This window comes from uncultured Hymenobacter sp. (assembly GCF_964242765.1).
Lineage (GTDB): Bacteria > Bacteroidota > Bacteroidia > Cytophagales > Hymenobacteraceae > Hymenobacter.
In genome coordinates, this window is the sequence record NZ_CAXTBM010000063.1 from 1 (window position 1) to 19,586 (window position 19,586).

At 57.4% G+C, this 19,586-nt stretch carries 18 protein-coding genes; 16 read left to right on the forward strand and 2 right to left on the reverse strand.

Annotated elements, in window-relative coordinates:
* The 9 genes from ACFE7X_RS20350 to ACFE7X_RS20390 all read left to right on the forward strand — a co-directional run.
* The coding region (locus ACFE7X_RS20350; protein ID WP_375437528.1) for a tol-pal system YbgF family protein at positions 1–436 on the forward strand (436 nt) is incomplete at its 5' end.
* Positions 437–537: 101 nt separating this feature from the next.
* The gene (locus ACFE7X_RS20355; RefSeq protein ID WP_375437529.1) at positions 538–2,274 is read left to right on the forward strand and encodes a hypothetical protein; all 1,737 of its coding nucleotides are present in this window, start codon (positions 538–540) and stop codon (positions 2,272–2,274) included.
* A gap of 124 nt (positions 2,275–2,398) precedes the next feature.
* Entirely contained in the window at positions 2,399–3,568 is a 1,170-nt protein-coding gene (locus ACFE7X_RS20360) for an SPOR domain-containing protein (RefSeq protein ID WP_375437530.1), read from the forward strand.
* Between the two features lies 1 nt (position 3,569).
* Positions 3,570–4,301 carry a MotA/TolQ/ExbB proton channel family protein gene (locus ACFE7X_RS20365; RefSeq protein WP_375437531.1) on the forward strand — a complete coding sequence of 244 codons (732 nt, stop codon included), beginning with the start codon at positions 3,570–3,572 and terminating at the stop codon, positions 4,299–4,301.
* Positions 4,302–4,397: 96 nt separating this feature from the next.
* Complete coding sequence (locus tag ACFE7X_RS20370) at positions 4,398–4,814, forward strand: ExbD/TolR family protein (protein WP_375437532.1); 417 nt, start codon at positions 4,398–4,400, stop codon at positions 4,812–4,814.
* Between the two features lie 104 nt (positions 4,815–4,918).
* Positions 4,919–5,836, forward strand: coding sequence for a hypothetical protein (locus ACFE7X_RS20375; RefSeq protein ID WP_375437533.1), 918 nt, complete (start codon positions 4,919–4,921; stop codon positions 5,834–5,836).
* A gap of 120 nt (positions 5,837–5,956) precedes the next feature.
* Entirely contained in the window at positions 5,957–7,258 is a 1,302-nt protein-coding gene (locus ACFE7X_RS20380; RefSeq protein ID WP_375437534.1) for a bifunctional folylpolyglutamate synthase/dihydrofolate synthase, read from the forward strand.
* A gap of 94 nt (positions 7,259–7,352) precedes the next feature.
* Positions 7,353–8,015: a tRNA (guanosine(46)-N7)-methyltransferase TrmB gene (trmB, locus tag ACFE7X_RS20385; RefSeq protein ID WP_375437535.1), complete on the forward strand. Its 663-nt coding sequence runs from the start codon at positions 7,353–7,355 to the stop codon at positions 8,013–8,015.
* Positions 8,016–8,091: 76 nt separating this feature from the next.
* Positions 8,092–8,931 (forward strand): maleylpyruvate isomerase N-terminal domain-containing protein, encoded by an 840-nt coding sequence (locus tag ACFE7X_RS20390; RefSeq protein ID WP_375437536.1) that lies wholly within the window; start codon positions 8,092–8,094, stop codon positions 8,929–8,931.
* Between the two features lie 118 nt (positions 8,932–9,049).
* Here the strand turns inward: ACFE7X_RS20390 and ACFE7X_RS20395 are convergent, their stop codons facing one another.
* Positions 9,050–9,679 carry a hypothetical protein gene (locus ACFE7X_RS20395; RefSeq protein ID WP_375437537.1) on the reverse strand — a complete coding sequence of 210 codons (630 nt, stop codon included), beginning with the start codon at positions 9,677–9,679 and terminating at the stop codon, positions 9,050–9,052.
* 194 nt (positions 9,680–9,873) lie between these two features.
* Between ACFE7X_RS20395 and mnmA the strand changes: the two genes are divergently transcribed.
* From mnmA to ACFE7X_RS20415, 4 genes are all read left to right on the forward strand, one after another.
* Entirely contained in the window at positions 9,874–11,043 is a 1,170-nt protein-coding gene (mnmA, locus tag ACFE7X_RS20400) for a tRNA 2-thiouridine(34) synthase MnmA (protein ID WP_375437538.1), read from the forward strand.
* A gap of 11 nt (positions 11,044–11,054) precedes the next feature.
* Positions 11,055–11,810, forward strand: coding sequence for a hypothetical protein (locus ACFE7X_RS20405; RefSeq protein WP_375437539.1), 756 nt, complete (start codon positions 11,055–11,057; stop codon positions 11,808–11,810).
* Between the two features lie 437 nt (positions 11,811–12,247).
* Positions 12,248–13,945, forward strand: a complete 1,698-nt coding sequence (locus ACFE7X_RS20410) for a S8 family serine peptidase (protein ID WP_375437540.1) — start codon at positions 12,248–12,250, stop codon at positions 13,943–13,945.
* 185 nt (positions 13,946–14,130) lie between these two features.
* Positions 14,131–14,454, forward strand: a complete 324-nt coding sequence (locus ACFE7X_RS20415) for a hypothetical protein (protein WP_375437541.1) — start codon at positions 14,131–14,133, stop codon at positions 14,452–14,454.
* A 202-nt stretch (positions 14,455–14,656) separates the two neighbouring features.
* On the opposite strand, the gene ACFE7X_RS20420 is transcribed toward ACFE7X_RS20415, so the two are convergent.
* Positions 14,657–15,100: a GNAT family N-acetyltransferase gene (locus ACFE7X_RS20420; RefSeq protein ID WP_375437542.1), complete on the reverse strand. Its 444-nt coding sequence runs from the start codon at positions 15,098–15,100 to the stop codon at positions 14,657–14,659.
* A 394-nt stretch (positions 15,101–15,494) separates the two neighbouring features.
* Here ACFE7X_RS20420 and rpe point away from each other — a divergent pair, with 394 nt between their 5' ends.
* From rpe to ACFE7X_RS20435, 3 genes are read left to right on the forward strand one after another with little or no spacing between them, the layout of a single operon-like run.
* Positions 15,495–16,202 carry a ribulose-phosphate 3-epimerase gene (gene rpe, locus ACFE7X_RS20425; protein ID WP_375437543.1) on the forward strand — a complete coding sequence of 236 codons (708 nt, stop codon included), beginning with the start codon at positions 15,495–15,497 and terminating at the stop codon, positions 16,200–16,202.
* Positions 16,202–18,772 carry a carboxypeptidase-like regulatory domain-containing protein gene (locus ACFE7X_RS20430; protein WP_375437544.1) on the forward strand — a complete coding sequence of 857 codons (2,571 nt, stop codon included), beginning with the start codon at positions 16,202–16,204 and terminating at the stop codon, positions 18,770–18,772. The genes rpe and ACFE7X_RS20430 overlap by 1 nt, the downstream gene beginning before the upstream one ends.
* 50 nt (positions 18,773–18,822) lie before the next feature.
* Entirely contained in the window at positions 18,823–19,461 is a 639-nt protein-coding gene (locus tag ACFE7X_RS20435) for a hypothetical protein (protein WP_375437545.1), read from the forward strand.
* Positions 19,462–19,586 lie beyond the last annotated feature (125 nt).

Below are 19,586 nucleotides of genomic sequence, written 5' to 3' on the forward strand. Positions count from 1 at the left end.
GCTCTACCTCGTGGCCGACATCTTATTCCAGCAGAAGAAGTACCCCGAAGCACTGGACGCCGCCTACAAAACCAACGCCTCCAACTACGAGCTATGGCAAGGCCGGGGCTTCTTGCTGATTGCCGATATCTACGCCGCCCAAGGCGAAACCTTCCAGGCCCGCGCCACCCTCAATTCCATCATCGACAACAAATTTCCGGTGGCGGAAATCATCGAAGGAGCCAAGCAGCGACTAGCGACATTGCCCACTGAAACCCCGGCCGCTGGCGGGACCAAGGCACCGGCCAAGACCACCCCAGCCAAGCCCGGAACCACCAAAGCCACGCCCGCCACGAAAGGAAAAGCTGCGAGTCGTAGCTCCCTGGTGCCTTCCACTGAACAGCCTACCGACACCACGATTAACCGTACCGATGGCCCGGTTGAGCAGGAGGAATAGGAGTGAGGTATTCAAGATATAAAGGAAATAAACAGCTGAATACTAAATACTTGCTAGTGTTCTTCTGAACTGCTGCCTGCACTGAATTTAAAATTTTAATTATGACGTTTACCCCGTCGAAATTGCTGGCACTGGCCGGACTGTTGACTGCTGCGCCGGTGGCGGTGCAGGCGCAAACCACGCGCCCTACTACCCGCGGCAAGATTGAAGAAGCGGAGATTGAGATTGTGAAGGAGCGGGTGAATCAGCTGCCCGAAGCCACTCGCAACTTCGAGAAAATCAAAGTGGAGGCCCCCGCCAACACAAGCGCTAAGGTGAATTACACTTACCCCGATTTCCGGTTGCCCGCCGACCTGCTCAACCCTTCGGTGCGGGTGCTGACTATCCGGCAAGAAGAACCGGCCCTGCAAACCGGTAACTACGTGAAGGCTGGCGTGGGCAACTACGCCACCTTCCTGGGCCGGGTGCACCTACACAATACCCGCAGCAACTCCGCCTCGTACGGCCTCGACCTGAACCACCTGGCTTCGGCCCGCGGCCCGGTCGATAAAGATAATTCCGGACAGAGCCGGACCAACCTCGACTTGCACGGCGAAACCTATAGTGGCACTACGGCGCTCGGCGGGAAGTTGGAATTGGGGCGCGAGCGGTACAATTTCTACGGCTACAACCGTAACGTAGCCGTGCTGCCGGAAACCGATAATCTCAAGCAAACATTTACCCGGGTTGGCGCCAAAGTGTATGCGCGCAACCGCGCCACCGACGCCCCGTTTCAGTATGACCTTGGCGTAGGTTACCGCCACTGGAACGACCGGTTCAAGGCCAAGGAAAACAACATCTACGCAGAGTTGCGCTCGTCTTATGGGCTCGGCGAAACCAGCCGCGTGACCGTTAACGGAAACTTTTCCTATATCTCGTTCGAGGATTCCCTGAAGTACAATCGGCCTTACTTCCAGCTTACGCCAGCCTTTGAAGCAAAGCTGAACCGGCTGGCGGTATCGTTGGGCGCAACGCTTGGCTACACCGGAGATACAATTCGGCAAGCCCGGCAACTCAACATCTACCCGGCTGTCCGGTTGGCCTATACCGTAACGGAAGATAAGTTTGTGGCCTTTGCGGGCTTAGGCGGCGCCGTGCAGCGCGTGACGATGTACGACTTGACGACCGAAAACCCCTGGCTGGCGCCCAACCAGCGAGTAGCGGATACCCGCCGCGGCCCTACGCTCTACTTCGGCTTCAACGCCACCCCGGCCCGCGCCCTAGAGGTGAATGCCCGCGTAACGCTGAGCAACGACCGTAACCTGTACTTCTACGAAAACGCCGGCTATATAGCGCCTGGTGCAACCTTTGGTGGAGTATACCGCGGTGATTCCACCAAGTTCAACTTGGTCTACGACAAGAAAGCCACTCAACTATTCAACGTCCACGGCGAGGTTATTTACAACGCCGCCGAAAAAACGCGGGTGGGCTTTAAAGCTGATTACAACGGCTACAACGTCAAAACGCTGGCCCAGCCTTTTCACCGGCCGGCCTTTCAGTCGGTGCTGTTTGCCACCCATAACTTGTACGACAAGTTGCTGCTAGGCGCCGAGTTGTACACTTACAGTTCAAGCTACGGCACTGGTTACGACTTGGGCACGGCCGCCATCGGATATCGCAAAGTGGTGCGCCCCACGGATTCGGTGGTGGACCTCAACCTGCGCGCTGATTACCGGATTATGGAAAAACTGTCCATCTTTGCTATGGGTAACAACCTGATTGGCGGTCAGTATGAACGGTTCCTGAACTATCCGGTGAAAGGGGCTAACGTGCTACTCGGCGCGACTTACGACTTCTAAGATTAATACCACAGTTGCTAGCACTTAGTGCAGGTAGATGACGAGACGGTAGCACGATTTCGTCTATCCAGGCCCTAAGTACTGCCAATTACGCGTTAAGCCCATTAACTTAACTTACTACACTTTGCCGCTATCCACTCATATCCGCACCCTGCTCCGGGACCATGACTGCGTCATTATTCCTGATTTTGGCGGCCTGATTGCCGATTACGCCCCCGCCCGGATTCATCCGGTGCGGCATACGCTGGCCCCGCCAGCTAAGCGCGTGGCATTCAATCAGTCGCTGACCCGCAACGACGGTTTGCTGGTGGATGCGTTGAGTGCGAAGCTAAATCTGAGTACGGCCCAGGCCCGCCAGATGGTGCGCGAAGCTGTAGCCCGCATGCAGCAGGAACTGGAAACCAGCCAGCGTACCGAACTGCCTGGTATTGGCGTGTTTCGCCGGTCGGTTGGCCGGGGGCTGGAGTTCGAGTACAGCGGCACCGACAATCTGCTTAATGCCAGCTTTGGGTTGCCCGAATTGGTAGCCCGTCCGGTGCGCGCCACCGACGCTATGCTCTCGCGCGAGCGGCAACCAGCTCTGCCGAAACTATCGGTGGGCCGTTCTGTGCGCGCCACCCGTTTGCTACAAGGGGCGTTGGCATTTGTGCTGGTTGGATTGGTTTTCTCGGCCAACTATATGTTTGCTGATCAGCAGGGTTATCTGCCCGATGCCCTGCGGGTAGAAGAACAGAAAACAGAAAAGCCGATTCGGGCTCCGCGGCTGGTGGCGCCAGTAGCCCCCGCGGTCAGCCAGCAGCAGGCTGCTTTGGCTACCGCCGATAACTTTGCAACTGCCCGTGCGGTAGAGAAGCCCGTTGCCAAGCCCGCTGTTGTAGCGAAGGCCAAGTTAGCGGTAGCTCCCAAAACCGTTGCGCCTGCCGCTACCACAAGGGACTGGCAAAAGCCCAAGCCGAAGCCAGCAAAAGTTGCCGCCAAGCCCGCTGGTAAGGCTCCTGGTTGGGAAAAAGCTGCCGCCGCTAATGCCACCGCCAACACAACTGCTACAACCATCAAGAGCCGCACGGGCCGTTACTACGTTATCGCCGGCTCCTATACTACCATGATCAATGCTGAAAAAGGCCGTCAGGCGCTGGTTCGGCTAGGCCACCCGGCTCGGGTTATCACCCCGCCCGCCGGCAGCCGCCAGTACAAGCTTTCCGTTGCCGATTTCGCTGACCGCACCTCTGCTGATCGCCAAGCCTCTATTCTGCGCAAGCGGATGGGTAATACTCTTTGGGTTCTTAACTACTAGCATGACGCTTTTGCTTTCTCTGCTGCTTCAGATGCAAGTCGGCAGTGCCCCCGCAACCGGTGCTGCCGCCGCTGATTCTTCCGCTACTGCGGCCAATGCCGCGGCCAATGCGGCCGCCTCCGACCTCTCCTTAATTGACTTGATTGTGAAGGGCGGCGGCATTATGATTCCGCTCTTTCTGTTGTCGTTTGTTTCGCTCTACATCATTTTGGAGCGCTATATCACCATCCGAAAAGCCGCGGCGGTGCCCGAGTCGTTCATGCCCGGTATTCGTAACCTGATGGTGAAAGGCGATTTGCAAGGCGCCAAAATGCTTTGCGCCCAAACGGCCACTCCGCTCGCCCGCATGATTGAGAAGGGCATCCGCCGTATCGGGTTGCCGCTCAAAGACATTGAGGCTAGCGTTGAGAACGTCGGCAAGGTGGAAATTGCCCGCCTCGAAAAAAACATCAGCATCCTCGGCATTATTGCTGGTATCGCCCCGATGTTAGGTTTCGTAGGTACCATTATCGGGGTAATCAAGATTTTCTACGCCATCAGCGCCACCGGCGACTTTGGTATCGCCCAAATTTCGGGTGGTTTGTACACCAAGATGGTGACTTCGGCTACTGGTCTTATCGTCGGCATTATTGCCCACATCGGTTACCACTGGCTCAGCATCATGGTGGAACGCCTTGTATTCCGCATGGAAAACTCGGCCATCGAGTTCATGGACATCCTGCAAGACAATTAATGGTTGAGTAACTGAATTGCTAGATGGTTGGCTGTTTAATGAGCCATTACAACCGCTACCTATTTAGCAACTCAGTTATTCAACAATTTTATACCAATGAATTTAAGCCGGCGCCGTAAGCTTTCTTCGCACGTCGAGACCAGCTCGATGAACGACATCATGTTCTTTTTGATGCTGTTCTTCCTGATTGTGTCGACGATGGTGAACCCCAACGTCATCAAGCTGCTGCTGCCCAACGCCAAAAGCAGCAAGCAGGTGATGAAGCAGCCTATCACCGTGTCGGTAGATGCGGCTGGAGCAGTTTTCGTGAATAAGAAGCCCACTTCTGCCGAGGGGTTGGAAGGTGAATTGAAAAGCTTAATTGCCAACCAACAGCTGGATTTGCCCACGGTGGTACTGCGCGTAGACGCCTCGCAGAACGTGCAGAAGCTGGTTGATATTCTGGAAATCGGCAACCGCCTCAAAATCAAAATGGTGATGGCCACGCAAGCTCAGCAAGCGGCTGGCAAGTGATTTTTGATGTGTTGATTCGATTAATTGGCAATTATAGTTGTCGATAAGTGGTTTTATCAATGAAATCAATCTGTCAGTGCATCACCTAAGCAGCACACCAAACCATGGAATACCGCGAAGAACACCGAAAAGAAGCCATTATCGGGACGGTGCTCCTGCACACGCTGCTGGCGGCTATGTTCTTCTTCACCGTGTTCAAGGGTCCCGACCCGCCCCTTGATGCCCTGGGCGGCGACGGCGTAGAACTGAATTATGGTATCGACGAGGCTGGTTCCGGCGACGTGCAAAGCATGGCCATAGCCAACAACTCCCGCAACCGCGAAGACAGTCGCCCGCCTGCTTCCAACCCCGACCCCCGTCCTACGCCGCCCCAGCCAACTACTCCGGCATCGCCGCCTGCACCTCAGCAAGCCGCGCAGGAGCGCATCATAACCAGCGACGCCGAGGAAAGCCCCGTTACGGCGCCGCCCGTAACCAAGCCTGCGCCGGTTAAGGTGGAGCGGACAGAGCCAACGCCGGCTAAGGAAGAAGTGGCCGAAGCTCCGAAGCCGGTAGAGCGCCCCCGTACGCTCTACACGCCTAAAGGCAGCGCCAATGGTGGTGGCAACGGGGTAAACGGTACCAGCAACGCGCCCACTGGCAACAACAACGGCGACCGGCCCGGCTCCGTCGGCGACCAAGGCGACCCCAATGGCTCGCTTGATGCCAAGGCGCTGTACGGCAAACCCGGCAGCGGCGGCAGCGGCAGCAGCCCCGGCTCGGGCGGGTTGGAAATGAGCGGCTGGGCTTTCGTGAACCGCCCGACCGCGCCGGCTCTCGATAACAACTCTGGTTTCGTTCGCTTCCGGATTAAAGTAAGCGCCGACGGGGAAGTGGAGTCTGTCACAAAAGTATCGGGTACTGTTTCTCCGGAGCAGGAAAAAGCCTGCCGCGACGCGCTGGAAAACGCGGAATTCCGCCGTACCAACTCGGCGGCGGGTGGCGGCTCTGGTTTCTACACGTTCCGGTTCACCGTTCGCTAAGCAGGGCAAGGCATTGAATAGTTTTCAGGCCGCCGTCGGATTTCTTCGGTCGGCGGCTTTGCTTTGTAGGATGGTAGCCAAGCTGCCAAGCCCTGCTAGCTATTCACTTGCTTCTCTTCCATGACCTACGCTGAAACGCTCGCTTACCTTTACAGCCAACTGCCCATTTTTCAGCGAGTGGGCGCGGCCGGCTACAAGCCTGGATTAGCAACCACGGAGAAGCTCGCCGAAGCCACTGGGCATCCGCACCGCAAGTTTGCTAGCGTGCACGTAGCGGGAACCAATGGCAAAGGCAGCAGCTCTAACCTGCTGGCGGCGGTGTTGCAGGCGGCCGGCTACAAGGTGGGGCTGTACACGTCGCCGCATCTGCGCGAGTTTACCGAGCGAATCAAGGTGAACAGGCAGGATTTGACGCCCGAGTATCTGGTGGCGTGGGTGGCGCAGTGGCGGCCGATGTTTGAACAGGTGCAGCCCTCGTTTTTCGAGATGTGCGTGGCGTTGGCATTTTCGTATTTCGCCGAGTTGCAGGTGGACGTGGCGGTAGTGGAGGTCGGCTTGGGCGGGCGGCTGGATTCCACCAACATCATCACCCCGCTGGTTTCCCTCATCACCAATATCAGCTTCGACCACCAGAACCTGCTGGGTGATACGCTACCACTGATTGCCACCGAAAAAGCGGGCATCATCAAGCCGGGCATCCCCGCCATCATCAGCCAAACGCAGCCGGAGGTGCAAGCCGTATTCGAGCAAAAGGCCGCTGCGGAGCACGCGCCGCTGCTTTTCGCCGACCAGCATTACCGTGTTACTTTAGAACAGCCGCCCGCGCCGGACCAGGAGTTTCAGGTTCTAGCCGTCACGCATGATGGGCAGTTGTTGCTGGAGCACCTGGAGCTGGGTTTGGTTGGCGACTACCAGCAATTGAATCTGCCGGGCGTGTTAGCTGTGCTCGATGAGCTGCGCCGCCAAGGCTTTGTGGTGCCGGAAGCGGCAGTGCGCGAAGGCCTGCGAAACGTGCGTCCCCTCACCGGCTTCCGCGGCCGTTGGACCATTTTGGGGCGCCGCCCGTTGGTGGTATGTGATACGGGCCACAACGAAGCCGGTTTGCGCCTCGTGACCGCCCAACTCGCGCGGCTGCCCCGTCGGCAACTACATTTCGTGTTGGGCGTGGTCAACGACAAAGACGTGTCGAAGATGTTGGGTTTGCTGCCGACTGATGCTACCTATTACTTCTGTCAGGCATTCATTCCGCGGGCTTTAGCGGCAACGGAGCTGGCTGAACTAGCCGCAGCGGCCGGTTTGCAGGGCGAAGCGTACGGACCGGTTGCCGCTGCCGTAGCCGCCGCCCGTGCCGCCGCTGGCCCCGAGGATGTGGTATTCATTGGCGGCAGTACCTTTGTAGTGGCGGAAATAGAAGGTTTATAATTCGTTTTCTTTATTAAGTTTCCTGTTCTCGTCTTGGGACGGATATACGGCAACTCTAATACAAGCCGAAAACCAACAACGAAAAACGAACTCAGTGAGTCGAATCAAGTTAAAGCGCTTCGCCGAAAACGCGGAGCGGGCCGATATTGTGGAGCCCGGCAAACCTGCTTACGAGCAACTAGGCGGCCGTTGGCACCAGGCCTTTTTTCATAACAACCAGGCTATTACGCTGGAAGTGGGTTGCGGGAAAGGCGAATACACGGTGGGCCTAGCCGCCCGATATCCGGACCGTAATTTCCTGGGCCTTGATATTAAAGGCGACCGTATCTGGCGGGGCAGCACCTGCGCCGAAGCGTTGGGGCTAACCAACGTGGGCTTCATCCGGACCCGGGCCCTGGACTTGGCTAAGCACTTCGCCCCCGGTGAGCTAAGCGAAATCTGGATAACCTTTCCCGACCCGCGCCCCCGCGACCGGGATATCAAGCGCCGCCTCACCGCGCCGCGCTACCTCGATTTGTACCAGCAACTGCTGCAACCCGGCGGACTGGTTCACCTCAAAACCGACAACGAGGACTTGTTCGACTACACGCTGGAAACCCTGCAACAGCGCCCCGGCGTCACAGTGCTAGCTTTCACCAAAGACCTGGATGCCACGCCCGAGCTGCTGCCGCACGCCGAGGATATTGAAACCAACTTCGAGAGTAAATACCGGTCGCAAGGCGTTGCCATCAAGTATTTGCAGTTTCAGTTGACGTGAAATAGCAAATTGGTAAGGGGATAAGTTTTAGTTGCGGCTGTGCAAATTGCATGAGCCAAATTCACTACTTTGGCTTATGCAGCCACTTCCCATCCTTTACACCGCGCATTTGCTGCCAACGCTCGATGCCCACCTGATTGCCTTGTTGCACTCGCTGGCACCAGCCGATTGGGAGAAGGCTACTGTCGCCCCAAAGTGGCGGGTCCGGGATGTGGCGCTGCACTTGCTGGATGGCTCCTTGCGGGCGTTATCAATGTTGCGGGATGGGCATTTTGGCGGAGCAGGGCCAGCTAGTTCGGCTCATGCTGACGTAGTGCGCTACCTCAATCAACTAAATGAAGAATGGGTAGTTGTGGGGCAGCGGCTGAGCCCACCGGTTATCACGTGGCTGCTGGAGGTCAGCGAACCAGCTTATAACGCCTACCTGGCTGCGCTGCCCATGCTGGAGCCGGCCGTTTTTGCGGTAAGCTGGGCAGGTGAAGAACAGTCGGCGAACTGGTTTCACGTGGCCCGCGACTACACCGAGAAGTGGCATCATCAACAGCAAATCAGGCAGGCAGTAGGGCAGGAGGCCCCATTGTTGGCGCCGGAGCTGTACCATCCCTTTCTGAGTACCTGCGTGCGGGCCCTGCCGCACCACTACCGAGCGATAAGCGCCGCGCCGGGCTCGGTGCTGCAATTCACTGTAACCGGCATGGGAGGCGACACCTGGTATTTGCAGCGGCAAGCCAATGGCTGGGAGTTAGGCACCCAGTACAGCGGGCCAGTAGCCGCCACCATCACGCTGGCCGGCGCTGTCGCCTGGCGGCTTTTCACCAAGAGCCTGCCGCGCACCTTAGCCAATGCTCATATTGCCACTACGGGCGACCCTTTGCTAACCGAGCCTATTTTTAGCCTGATTACCGTTATGGCGTAGACAAAGCATTCCATCCGTTACGCTAAGCTTGTCAAACATCTTACCCGGATGGGGTGTCAACGAAGTGGGCTAGATGCTTTACCAACTCGGCGTGACGAGCTGACGAGCTTATTGCTGCTTACGCCTCAAGCGCCTCAAACACGGCTTCTAGTTCCGAGAAGTCGCGCAGGCCGGGCTTGATTTCGTTGCCGCCCTGTAGAATGAGGCCAGCTATTGGAAGAGTGCTGAGTTGCTTTACAAAAGGCAAGTCAGCCGTAGTGAGGCTTACCCACAGCGGATAGCGCGCCGCTAACTCCGCATAGCTTTCAAGTTCAGTGTCTGACACCCAGGGTGCAAATTCTGTCATCAGGGTATAGCCCAGCGGAAATTTAGTTGACAAGGGTGCGCGCAGGTTATTATAATGAGCGTAGCCATTCCAAGCGTCTTTTAGGCTAAGCTCGATAATAGCGGGTATCTGAAGTGAAGTTGATGGTAGCGGTGAAGCGGGTAAGGGCAGAACAGTCCTTGTAAGCCCACAAGTACTAGCAATGGCATTAATTGTATCGAAATCAGCAGTAATCCCGAACTCGCCGATGATTTCTACGCCCGACACCCAGCCTGCTAATTCCTTCACGGTGGCCGTGTCGACAGCACTAGGTAAAGCCGGGTCGAGGGTGAATATGAGGCCATCGGCTCCCATGCCGGCGCAATAGCGCGCATCGGAGAGGTTGTTGATGCCGCGCACCAGCACGGACGTAAGCAAGGACATACGCAGAAAAGTTGGATCGGCGGCAGTAAAATAGCTCCCGCTTGGCGAAGCGCAAAAGTAACCATTCCTATGCCACCGCAACGCTCTGCCTACGGTTCGTAGGCCCCGCAGAAACCAAAGGAAACCACGACCGGGCGGCATGTGTTATCTTTGCTACGCGGCCGCGGACCTTGACTCCACGGGCGCTTTTCTTTATGACGCAATTTGCATCTTCCACGCCGCCCGTTACCAAGGGCCGCGTCCTCGTCGCGATGAGCGGCGGTATTGATTCATCGGTAGCGGCCGTGCTCCTGCACGAACAAGGCTACGAAGTGGTCGGGATGACCATGAAAACCTGGGACTACGCCTCGGCCGGGGGCTCGAAAAAAGAGACCGGCTGCTGCTCGCTCGACAGCATCAACGATGCCCGCCAGATTGCCGTGGACCTCGGCTTTCCGCACTACATCATCGATATTCGCGACGAGTTCGGCGACTTTGTCATCTCGAATTTCACCGACGAATACCTGGCCGGCCGCACGCCCAATCCGTGCGTGCTCTGCAACACCCACATCAAATGGGACGCTTTGCTGCGCCGGGCCGACCAGCTGGGCTGCGAATTCATTGCCACCGGCCACTACGCCAACGTGCGCCTGGAAAACGGCCGCTACGTAGTCAGCAAAGGCTTCGACGACAACAAAGACCAAAGCTACGCGCTCTGGGGCGTGAGCCAGGAGAGCTTGAGCCGCACGCTGTTCCCGCTGGGCCATATGCGTAAAACCGAAATCTACGACGAGGCCCGCCGCCGCGGCTTCACCGAACTCGTGAACAAGCCTGAGAGCTACGAAATCTGCTTTATCCCCGACAACGACTACCGCGGCTTCCTGCGGCGCCGGGTGCCGGGCTTGGAAGAGCGGGTAGCGGGCGGCCGGTTTGTGCTGCGCGACGGTACGTTTGTGGGCACGCACGAAGGCTATCCGTTCTACACGATTGGGCAGCGCAAAGGGCTGGGCGTGGCGTTGGGCTTCCCGGTGTACGTAACCGAAATCCGGCCCGATACCAACGAAGTGGTGCTCGGCAATTTCGACGACTTGGCCAGCAGCCGCACCGTGGTGGGGCAGTTGAACATGGGCAAATTTGCGTCGTTGGAAGGGCGGGGCTTGGTGCCCAGCACCACCAAAATCCGGTATAATCACGACGGCGCTCCGGCATTCCTGGAGCAGATCGGCGACAAAATCCACGTCTACTTCGAGGAGCCGGTACACGCCGTGACGCCGGGGCAAGCGGCCGTGTTCTACGACGGACCGGATGTGCTGGGTGGCGGCTGGATCGAGCGCCACACTATTGGCGAAACTCCCGTATCTTCGGCCGTTACTGCCATGCTATAATCCTAGTTTTTATGTTGCGCTATTCAATGGTGAAAGATTGGTTTTCGTCGCGGACTTGGCTTGCGGCTGCCGTGTTGACCGTGGCCGTAGCGGGTTGCAAAAACGAATCGGTGACGATAGAACCGGCTACTACCAACTACTATCCGTTAGCAGTGGGTGACTTCCGGATTTACAACGTGACCGATACCATCTGGACGCGCAACGTGAAAACGTACAACCAATTTCAGTTTCGGGAGCGGGTAGACGAAGAGTACGTGGACGGAACTGGCCGGCAAACATTCCGGGTGGTTCGTTCGCGCCGCAATACAAGTACCGATCCTTGGGTGGACGATAGTGTGCTGGTGGTGAGCCCGGCAGCGGGCAACGTGGTGGTTATGCGGAACAACCTGCGCCGGGTAGAGCTGATATTTCCGGTTCGGGAAGGCTTTTGGAACGCCAATGCCTATAATAGCATGAACGATGTCAAAGAAGACAATTTGCGCTACACCAACATCGACCAGCCTTTCACAACCACTGCCGGTAGCAGCACAGTCACGTATCCGAAAACGCTAACCACTTCCACGCCCAACGAACAGGAAGACCCCACGTACATCAACGCCTTTTACTACCTCCGAGTGCGGCAGGTATATGCGCTAGGGGAGGGGCTCGTATTTCGGAGCCGCCGCCGGTTTATTTATACCGAACCGGGCACTGCCGACCTTCCCGTTCCAAACGTCATCTACAGGGGAACGACGCGCACAGAGGTACTGATAGAGAAAGGCCGCTAGCATCAAGATCTTCAACAAACCCGCCCCCTGCTTTTAGGGGGCGGGTTTGTTTTATAGGCTTTGCGTTATCTGCGGGGCGATTTTTGGTCGGGTGATAGAGGACCAAAAGCAGGACTCGCGGTTGGTTGTGGGTTGAAATGCCTGGTTACTGCTTTGAACTCGTCCTGCTGCGCTTGCCGAAGCGTCTGGCTCGCGTAGTAAATTCAACGTCGGCACGCCCGATGCTTCGACAAGCGCAGCAAGACGTTCCTTTTGCTCATCGGCCGCTCTGCTTGCTTATTATTCAACAAAGCAAACAGCGCGCGAACTCACCATAAGGAAGGATAACGAGAGCCTGAAGTACGCGCACTACTGCCGTCACTTTCGGTGAAAGGCGCTCCACCACCTAGGTTAGCACTAAATCCGTATCTTCCGGCAGGTCTCAACTGGTCTATTCTATGCGTCTTCTTTCTCTTGTTTCGCTTGCTGGGCTACTCGCTGCTACGGCCCCAACGCCGGTTTTTGCGCAAAGCAGTTCGAGTGGTACGGCCGCTACGGTGCGCAAGCATTTGGTGTATTTCCAGGATAAAGCGGGTACGCCTTTCACCGTAAGCCAGCCGCAGGCGTTTCTCTCCGCGCGGGCTATTGCACGCCGCACCCGCCAGAACATTACCATCCTGCCCCGCGACTTGCCCGTAACTCCCAGCTACGTAACGCAAGTGCGCGCTGTGCCGGGCGCAACCGTGTGGTATACCTCGCGCTGGTTCAATGCCGTGGTGGTTAACTGCGACTCTGCCACGCTAGCCACAGTGCAAGCGCTGCCTTTCGTGCGCAACACCCAAACCCTGAACCGGACAGCTACCGTGGTGGCCCCGCCCAAACACGCCGCGCTGCCCGCCGAAACCAACCAACAGCGCCCGCTAGCTAATCCGGTCTACGGGACGGCTTATCAACAGGCGAATATGATTGGGGCCGTTGCCATGCACAATGCCGGTTTTCGGGGTGAGGGCATGCAGATTGCGGTATTCGATGACGGCTTTCCGGGCGTAAACCAATCGGCCCCGTTTGCTTCGTTGCGTACCGAGGGCCGGATTGCCGATGTCTACAACTTTGTGGAGCGTAACGCCAACGTGTACGGGCGCGATAGTCACGGTACCAACACCCTTTCCACGCTCGCGGCCAACCAAACGGGCGTGTTCGTCGGAACGGCTCCCAAGGCCACGTATCGGCTGTATTTGACCGAGGACGTGTACACCGAAAACCCGATTGAGGAGGTAAACTGGCTGATGGCGGCCGAGCGGGCCGATTCTGCCGGGGTCGACGTTATCAGCTCGTCGCTGGGCTACAATACCTTCGATATCCCGTATGCCAACTACACGTACGCCAACCTGAATGGCCGCACCGCTATTTCCACGCGGGCGGCCACCGTAGCCGCCCGCGTAGGTATGATAGTGGTGAACTCAGTGGGCAACGATGGACGACGGACCGGCCCTAGCCTGCTGGCCCCATCTGATGCTGATTCTATTTTAGCGGTAGGGGCTGTCGACTCGTTGCGTAACTATGCCCTTTTTAGCTCGCAAGGACCCAGCGCCGATAACCGCGTTAAGCCTAACCTAGCAACGCAAGGGGCGCAGGCGGCGGTGATAAACATAGCAGGGCAGCCGGTACGCAGCAACGGGACGTCATTTTCCTGCCCTATTCTGGCGGGCATAGTGGCCGGCTTCTGGCAGGCTAACCCCACGCTCACCGCGCAGCAAGTCATTGCCTTTTTGCAACGCTCCGGCTCGCAGTACTCCAACCCCGACAACTTGCTGGGCTATGGCATTCCGAACTTCGTGCTGGCTTATAACACGGCCAATCCGGGCACGCCGTTGGCGGCCAGCCCCCCAGCCACCGCCAACAATCAGCTTGTCGTATATCCTAATCCGGCGAATGGCAACGAGTTGTACCTACAACTCACGCCCGCTTTCCGAGCGTTGCCACTGCGGGTGCGTTTCTATGATGCGCGTGGGACATTGGTTGCCGAGCACCAGCTACCTGCTACCACGACTTCGGAAGTTCGCCTGCCTACCGCGTTGCTAGCCAAGGGCGTGTATAGCTGCGACGTGCAGGCTGGTGCGAAACGACAACGTAGTGTGCGCTTTATTAGGCAGTAAGCGGGTAAGCAATTGCTGAATACCAGTTGTTTGCCAAGTGAAAATAGCATTTCGCCAGTTGCAGCTGATAACCTAATTAGTATCGGGCGAAAAATATTAGTATCTTGTCCAGGAATTCAGCGAGGTGAATTCTGTTCTTTTTTAACTCGGGTTTTCAAACCCACAATACCAGTAGCATGCTACAAATGATGATTTCGAAGCGCCTGGGGCGTCGCCAGTTTCACTTCACCGTTCAGGGTGCCAACCTTCACGAGGTGGTAACCGAATACGAGCGGCTGAGCTTTCCTGATGTAGCCAAGTGCGGCATCTGTGGTTCCGACAACCTCGACCTAACGGCCCGTGTGGCCCAAGACAAATTCAAATACACCTCGCTCCGCTGCTTGGACTGCCGCTCCGATGTTACGTTCGGGAAGCGCCAGGAAGACGATCAAACGTATTTCCTGCGCAAGACCGAAGACGGCAAGCTGGATTGGAAGGCCTGGAACAAAGAAGAGGCAGGTGCCAAGTAAACGGTAAACAGCTCGTTAGATAGTTAGATAGAGTAAAGGCAGGTGTTCACGGAAACGTGCAGCACCTGCCTTTTTTGATATGAGTTACAGCCGGCGCATGTCGCGCTGTTGCCTTTCTAGGATGGCTGCTGGCTTTTTACATCCACTCGCATAGAGAAATAGATGTTCCATTGAGAACGTAGCGTACTTGATGACCCGAGTGTTATTTCTGCATACACACGCTGTTCTCTACGTTGGCATACTGCCCATAATTGGGAATGAGTTTGTAGCCGCTTTTTTCATAAAGTCGGATGGCTTCGGGCTGTTTTTTGCCCGTTTCTAAAACGTAGCCAGTGTAGCGCAGTTCCTGGGCCCACTGCTCCAATTCGCCGAGCACTGCCCGCGCAACTCCTTGCCCCCGATACGCCGGCAACACAAACATGCGCTTGATTTCCACGAGTTCCTGATTGAATTCTTTGAAGGCTCCGCAGCCCACAGGCTCATCGTTTAGATAAGCCACTACCACGTGTTTTATCTTGTCAACCGTATTGAATTGGGCATAAAAGGCGTGCTCATCTCCGTCGCGCACGCTTAAATCTTGATCGAGAAGCTGGACTAAGCCCCGGAAATCGAGGTTGTCAGAAGTGGTGCGAGCGAGGTGGAGCATATAAAATGAGTTTGGGTGCTATGCTGCTGGTTCGATTTTAATAAGAAGAAGACAAAGTATTTCTTTTGCTTCTGCCAATGAGTGAAAGATAGGATTGTTTCTGATTGTAGGATGGGCGAGGTTGCGCTAGCAAAATGAAGGGGCATTCAAACGCCCACCCCTACCTCTTGCTAGCGCAACCTCGCCCGGCTTGTTTCGCTATTGCCACAGGTGTGTACCTGGTACGGCTACGGCTGCTTACGGAGGAGGCCACTCAAATGCGGCGCCTGATTGTAAACAAATAAGTTGACGCAGAACCGTAGCTGAAAAAGGCCGGCAACGAGAGTTGTCGGCCTTTTTCTATGCTTAGCGTTGAGAAGCGGCACCAAACTATTTTAGTCTGTACCTTCGCAGGATGACTCCTACTCGCCGCCGGGCGCCGTTGCTGGCTCCGTCTTTGCTTGCTGCCGACTTCGCTAACCTTCAAGCCGAAACCGAGCGGTTGGCCGGCAGTGCCGCCGATTGGCTGCACTGCGACATTATGGATGGCCGCTTCGTGCCCAATATCTCGTTCGGGATACCGGTACTCCAGGCCATTCACCGCCACGCGCAGCAGCCGCTCGACGTACATTTGATGATAGCAGACCCCCAAAACTACCTCTCGGCCGTGCGCGACGCCGGGGCCCGTACCATCACGGTGCATTACGAAGCCTGCACGCATTTGCACCGCGTAATCGAGCAAATCAAGGCGCTCGGCTGCCAGGCGGGCGTGGCCCTGAACCCGCACACGCCGGTGTGGCTGCTCGAAGACATTGCCGCCGACCTCGACTTGGTGTTGGTGATGTCGGTGAACCCCGGCTTTGGCGGCCAATCGTTTATTCCGAATACGCTGCGCAAAGTGGCGGCCCTGAAAGAGTTGCTGATCGACAGTGGCTCGGCAGCGCTGATTGAAATTGATGGCGGCGTCAACCAAGACAATGCCATGGCGCTGGTGGAAGCGGGCGCCGATGTGCTGGTGGCCGGTTCGTTTGTATTCAACTCGCCGGACCCCGTGGCTACTTTGGCCGATTTGCGGGCGCAACTGACGGCGGGAGTTAATCAGGAAGAACAGGAGCCGAGCTAATGCCCCACTTTTCCTCTACTATGGGCTGGTTGGTGCAGCCTTTGCGTTTAAACTTGTTGCGCGCAGTGTCGCTGGTCGGGCTGGCCCCCTTGGCCCTTGTAGTAGTGGCCCCGGCTACTGCGGTGGCTCAGCAAACGCGCATTACTATCAGCGGGACCGTGCGCGATGCCGACGGCCAACCCGTAGAGCTAGTAGGGGTGGGCGTGGAAGGCCAACCGGGTGGTACCTCCACCGATAGCAACGGTCGTTTCACTTTGACCGTGGTACGGACGGGCCGCCCGGCGGTGCTGGTGGTGCGCGGGCTGCGCTTCAAAGTTCTGCGCGTGCCCTTAACGCTAACCGACGACCAGCGCGAGTTACAACTGACGCTGCAAAGTGACGCCCGGGCTCTGGGCAACGTAACCGTACGGGGCCGCAACGACGAGGCCGATACTCGCGAGCAAGTCAGCATGCTCAAGCTTGACCCGCGCACGGCCAAGGTGCTGCCCTCTCCCTTCGGCGACTTCAACGCCATTCTTAAAACCCTGCCCGGCGTTACGTCGACCAACGAGCTAACCAGCACCTATTCAGTGCGGGGCGGCAACTACGACGAAAACCTGGTCTACGTGAACGGTATCGAGATATACCGGCCGTTTCTGGTCACGGCGGCGCAGCAGGAAGGTTTGAGCTTTATCAACCCTGATTTGGTGAGCAAAGTAGAGTTTTCGACGGGTGGCTGGCAGCCGCAGTTCGGGGATAAGCTCTCGTCGGTGCTTAATATTGCCTATAAGCAGCCCGCCAAGTTCGGGGCTTCCGCTACGGCGAGCTTGGTGGGGGGCGCGGTGCACGTCGAAGCCACGTCGCCCAACAAGCGCCTAAGCTACTTGGCCGGCGTGCGCTACAAGAATGCCACCTATGTGCTGCGTTCCCTCAAGCAGCAGCAAGGCGGCTACAACCCCACCTTCTACGATGGGCAGGTGTACCTCAACGCCAACTTGGGGCCCCAAGACTACCCCGGGCGTACCTCGCTCGGGCTGCTGACCACCTTCGCCCACAACGATTACCGCTTCACGCCCGAAACCGGCCAAAGCACATTCAGCACCGCCACCAATCAATTCACGCGGCTTTTTATCGTGTACGATGGCCGAGAACGGATGCAGTACGATATGTACCAGGGCGGGCTCAACCTGAAGCATAATTTCAGCGACAAGTTTCAAACCGAGTTGCTCGGCGGGCTGGTCTACTCGCGCGAGCTGGAATACCGCGACGTCGAAGCCAGCTACAGCCTGGCCGATATCAACCGCGACCCCAACTCGCCGGACTTCAACAAAGCCGTGCGCCAGCGCGACATTGGGTCCCGGTTCGACCACTCGCGCAACACGCTCACCGCCCGCATTGCCACCGCCGAAGCCCGCGCCCGCTGGACGCCGGGTGCCGGTCATACCGTGCGCTTCGGCATTAAAACGGGCCAAGAGCGAATTGCAGATGTGCTCAACGAGTACAGCTTCGCCGACTCGGCCGATTATGTGCCCGATGGGCGCCGCAGCCGGCAACTGTCGGATTTGGATTTGAGCAGCACCCGGACGCAGGGCTACGCGCAGCACACGCTGGAGTTGGATTCGTTGCGGACCCTCACGTACGGCGTGCGGGCGCACTACTGGTCGGTGAACCAGCAACTGGTGATAAGCCCGCGGGTACAGTTTTCGTTTATTCCGCGCCAGCATCCCAACCGCTCCTACAAGATGGCGGCCGGCCTCTACTACCAGCCGCCGTTCTACCGTGAGCTGCGCGACCAGCAGGGCACGCGCGCCACGCCGGGCAGTCCGCTCCTTATCGAAGCCAGCCTCAACCCGGAGCTGCGGGCGCAACGCTCCATGCACTTCATCGTGGGCAACGAAATACGGTTCGAGCAGTGGGGCCGGCCGTTCCGCTTTACGGGCGAGGCCTACGTGAAATACCTTACCGACGTGGTGCCCTACGACATCGACAACGTGCGGCTGCGCTACTTCGCCCGCAACAACGCCACGGCCTACGTGGCCGGCGTCGATACCCGCGTGGGCGGCGAGTTTGTGAACGGCGCCGAGTCGTGGTTTAGCTTGGGCGTGCTGACCACCCGCGAAAACATCGAAGGCGACTTTGTTACCCGCTACGACGACGAGGGCAACATCGTCGGGCGCGACGCCAAGGGCTACATTCGCCGGCCGCAGGATCAGCGCGTGAATTTGGGCGTGTTCTTCCAAGACCATTTGCCCAATAATCCCTCGGTGCGCGGCTACGTGAACATCGTGTTCGGCACGGGCTTGCCCTTTAGCCCGCCCGGCTTGCCCGAGCTACGCGGCACCGATGCCCAAACCCGCTCCTACAAGCGCGTCGACCTCGGCTTCTCGAAAGTGGTAGCCCTGAACAACCAGCGCGAACGGCGCGTCGGTCAGCTGGAAAGCCTCTGGATAGGCTTGGAAATACTGAACGTGCTGGGCGCCAACAACGTGGGCGGCTATAGCTACATCCAGGACCTGAACGGCCGCACGTATTCCGTGCCTAATTACCTCTCGCAGCGCGTCGTGAATCTGCGGGCAATTGCGCGGTTCTAAAACGAAAGCAAATTTTCAGTCAATTATAGCTTAGTTAACTACCTCCTGAAATGGCTGTGCTGTATCTGCTTATTGCAACCGGTTTGGGTTCAGCAGGGACTACGCTCGTAGCGCCCGATACCACGGCCACCCCTTCGCCCCGGCACGCGCTGTACCTGGGCGTACACAGCGCCGAGTACGGCGGCGGTAGCCACTACGTAGGGCTGGGCTACGAATGGCTGCTTACCCCGCGGGTTAGCGTCCGGGTGGGGGTTGGGGGCATGCATCGCGACCAGTCCATCTATACCGTACTACTGGACCCGGCCACGGGACAGTATCAAAGCGTCCTACAGAGCAGAGGGCGCTACAACAGTGCCCTGCTCACCTCGCAGGTGCGCTACTTTTTGTGGCCAGTGCGGCGAGCTGGAGCAGGGTTGTTTGTAGGAGCGGGCCTGCAACTGGTAGCCGAAGAATTCAATCAAGACGGCAACAGTCCCTACGGGTACGTCAGCGACATTCAGGTACATGCCCCCTTGTCAACCCGGCTGGGCTATCAGTTGCGCAAAGGACGCTGGCTGTTAAGTGGCAGTGCCGGGCTGGATTTTACGCGCCACCGGGGCGGGTCCAACAATCCACGACGGCCCTTCACCGGCGGGCACGACGTCCACGTAACTTCCGGCTCCGACCTGCAAATCGGTTTTTTGTTTTAAGAAAGTTAATTCGGTTAGCGGCGTAAGGCCCTCCCAAAGGAAATCAATGGTACCGGCGGCTCTAAAACTAAACCGCTTGCTGTTCATGATGAAGCAGCATAGCCACCTTATTTAAGGGTTTTTCT

What these genes read in the sequence shown, in the direction of transcription:
- ACFE7X_RS20390 (WP_375437536.1), top strand. Translation starts at nt 8,092, where the DNA reads ATGCAGCCACTTCCCATCCTTTACACCGCGCATTTGCTGCCAACGCTC.
- ACFE7X_RS20355 (WP_375437529.1), top strand. Translation starts at nt 538, where the DNA reads ATGACGTTTACCCCGTCGAAATTGCTGGCACTGGCCGGACTGTTGACT.
- ACFE7X_RS20430 (WP_375437544.1), top strand. Translation starts at nt 16,202, where the DNA reads ATGCCCCACTTTTCCTCTACTATGGGCTGGTTGGTGCAGCCTTTGCGT.
- ACFE7X_RS20365 (WP_375437531.1), top strand. Translation starts at nt 3,570, where the DNA reads ATGACGCTTTTGCTTTCTCTGCTGCTTCAGATGCAAGTCGGCAGTGCC.
- ACFE7X_RS20370 (WP_375437532.1), top strand. Translation starts at nt 4,398, where the DNA reads ATGAATTTAAGCCGGCGCCGTAAGCTTTCTTCGCACGTCGAGACCAGC.
- ACFE7X_RS20435 (WP_375437545.1), top strand. Translation starts at nt 18,823, where the DNA reads ATGGCTGTGCTGTATCTGCTTATTGCAACCGGTTTGGGTTCAGCAGGG.
- mnmA (WP_375437538.1), top strand. Translation starts at nt 9,874, where the DNA reads ATGACGCAATTTGCATCTTCCACGCCGCCCGTTACCAAGGGCCGCGTC.
- rpe (WP_375437543.1), top strand. Translation starts at nt 15,495, where the DNA reads ATGACTCCTACTCGCCGCCGGGCGCCGTTGCTGGCTCCGTCTTTGCTT.
- ACFE7X_RS20405 (WP_375437539.1), top strand. Translation starts at nt 11,055, where the DNA reads ATGTTGCGCTATTCAATGGTGAAAGATTGGTTTTCGTCGCGGACTTGG.
- ACFE7X_RS20380 (WP_375437534.1), top strand. Translation starts at nt 5,957, where the DNA reads ATGACCTACGCTGAAACGCTCGCTTACCTTTACAGCCAACTGCCCATT.
- ACFE7X_RS20410 (WP_375437540.1), top strand. Translation starts at nt 12,248, where the DNA reads ATGCGTCTTCTTTCTCTTGTTTCGCTTGCTGGGCTACTCGCTGCTACG.
- ACFE7X_RS20420 (WP_375437542.1), bottom strand. Translation starts at nt 15,100, where the DNA reads ATGCTCCACCTCGCTCGCACCACTTCTGACAACCTCGATTTCCGGGGC.
- ACFE7X_RS20415 (WP_375437541.1), top strand. Translation starts at nt 14,131, where the DNA reads ATGATGATTTCGAAGCGCCTGGGGCGTCGCCAGTTTCACTTCACCGTT.
- ACFE7X_RS20375 (WP_375437533.1), top strand. Translation starts at nt 4,919, where the DNA reads ATGGAATACCGCGAAGAACACCGAAAAGAAGCCATTATCGGGACGGTG.
- ACFE7X_RS20395 (WP_375437537.1), bottom strand. Translation starts at nt 9,679, where the DNA reads ATGTCCTTGCTTACGTCCGTGCTGGTGCGCGGCATCAACAACCTCTCC.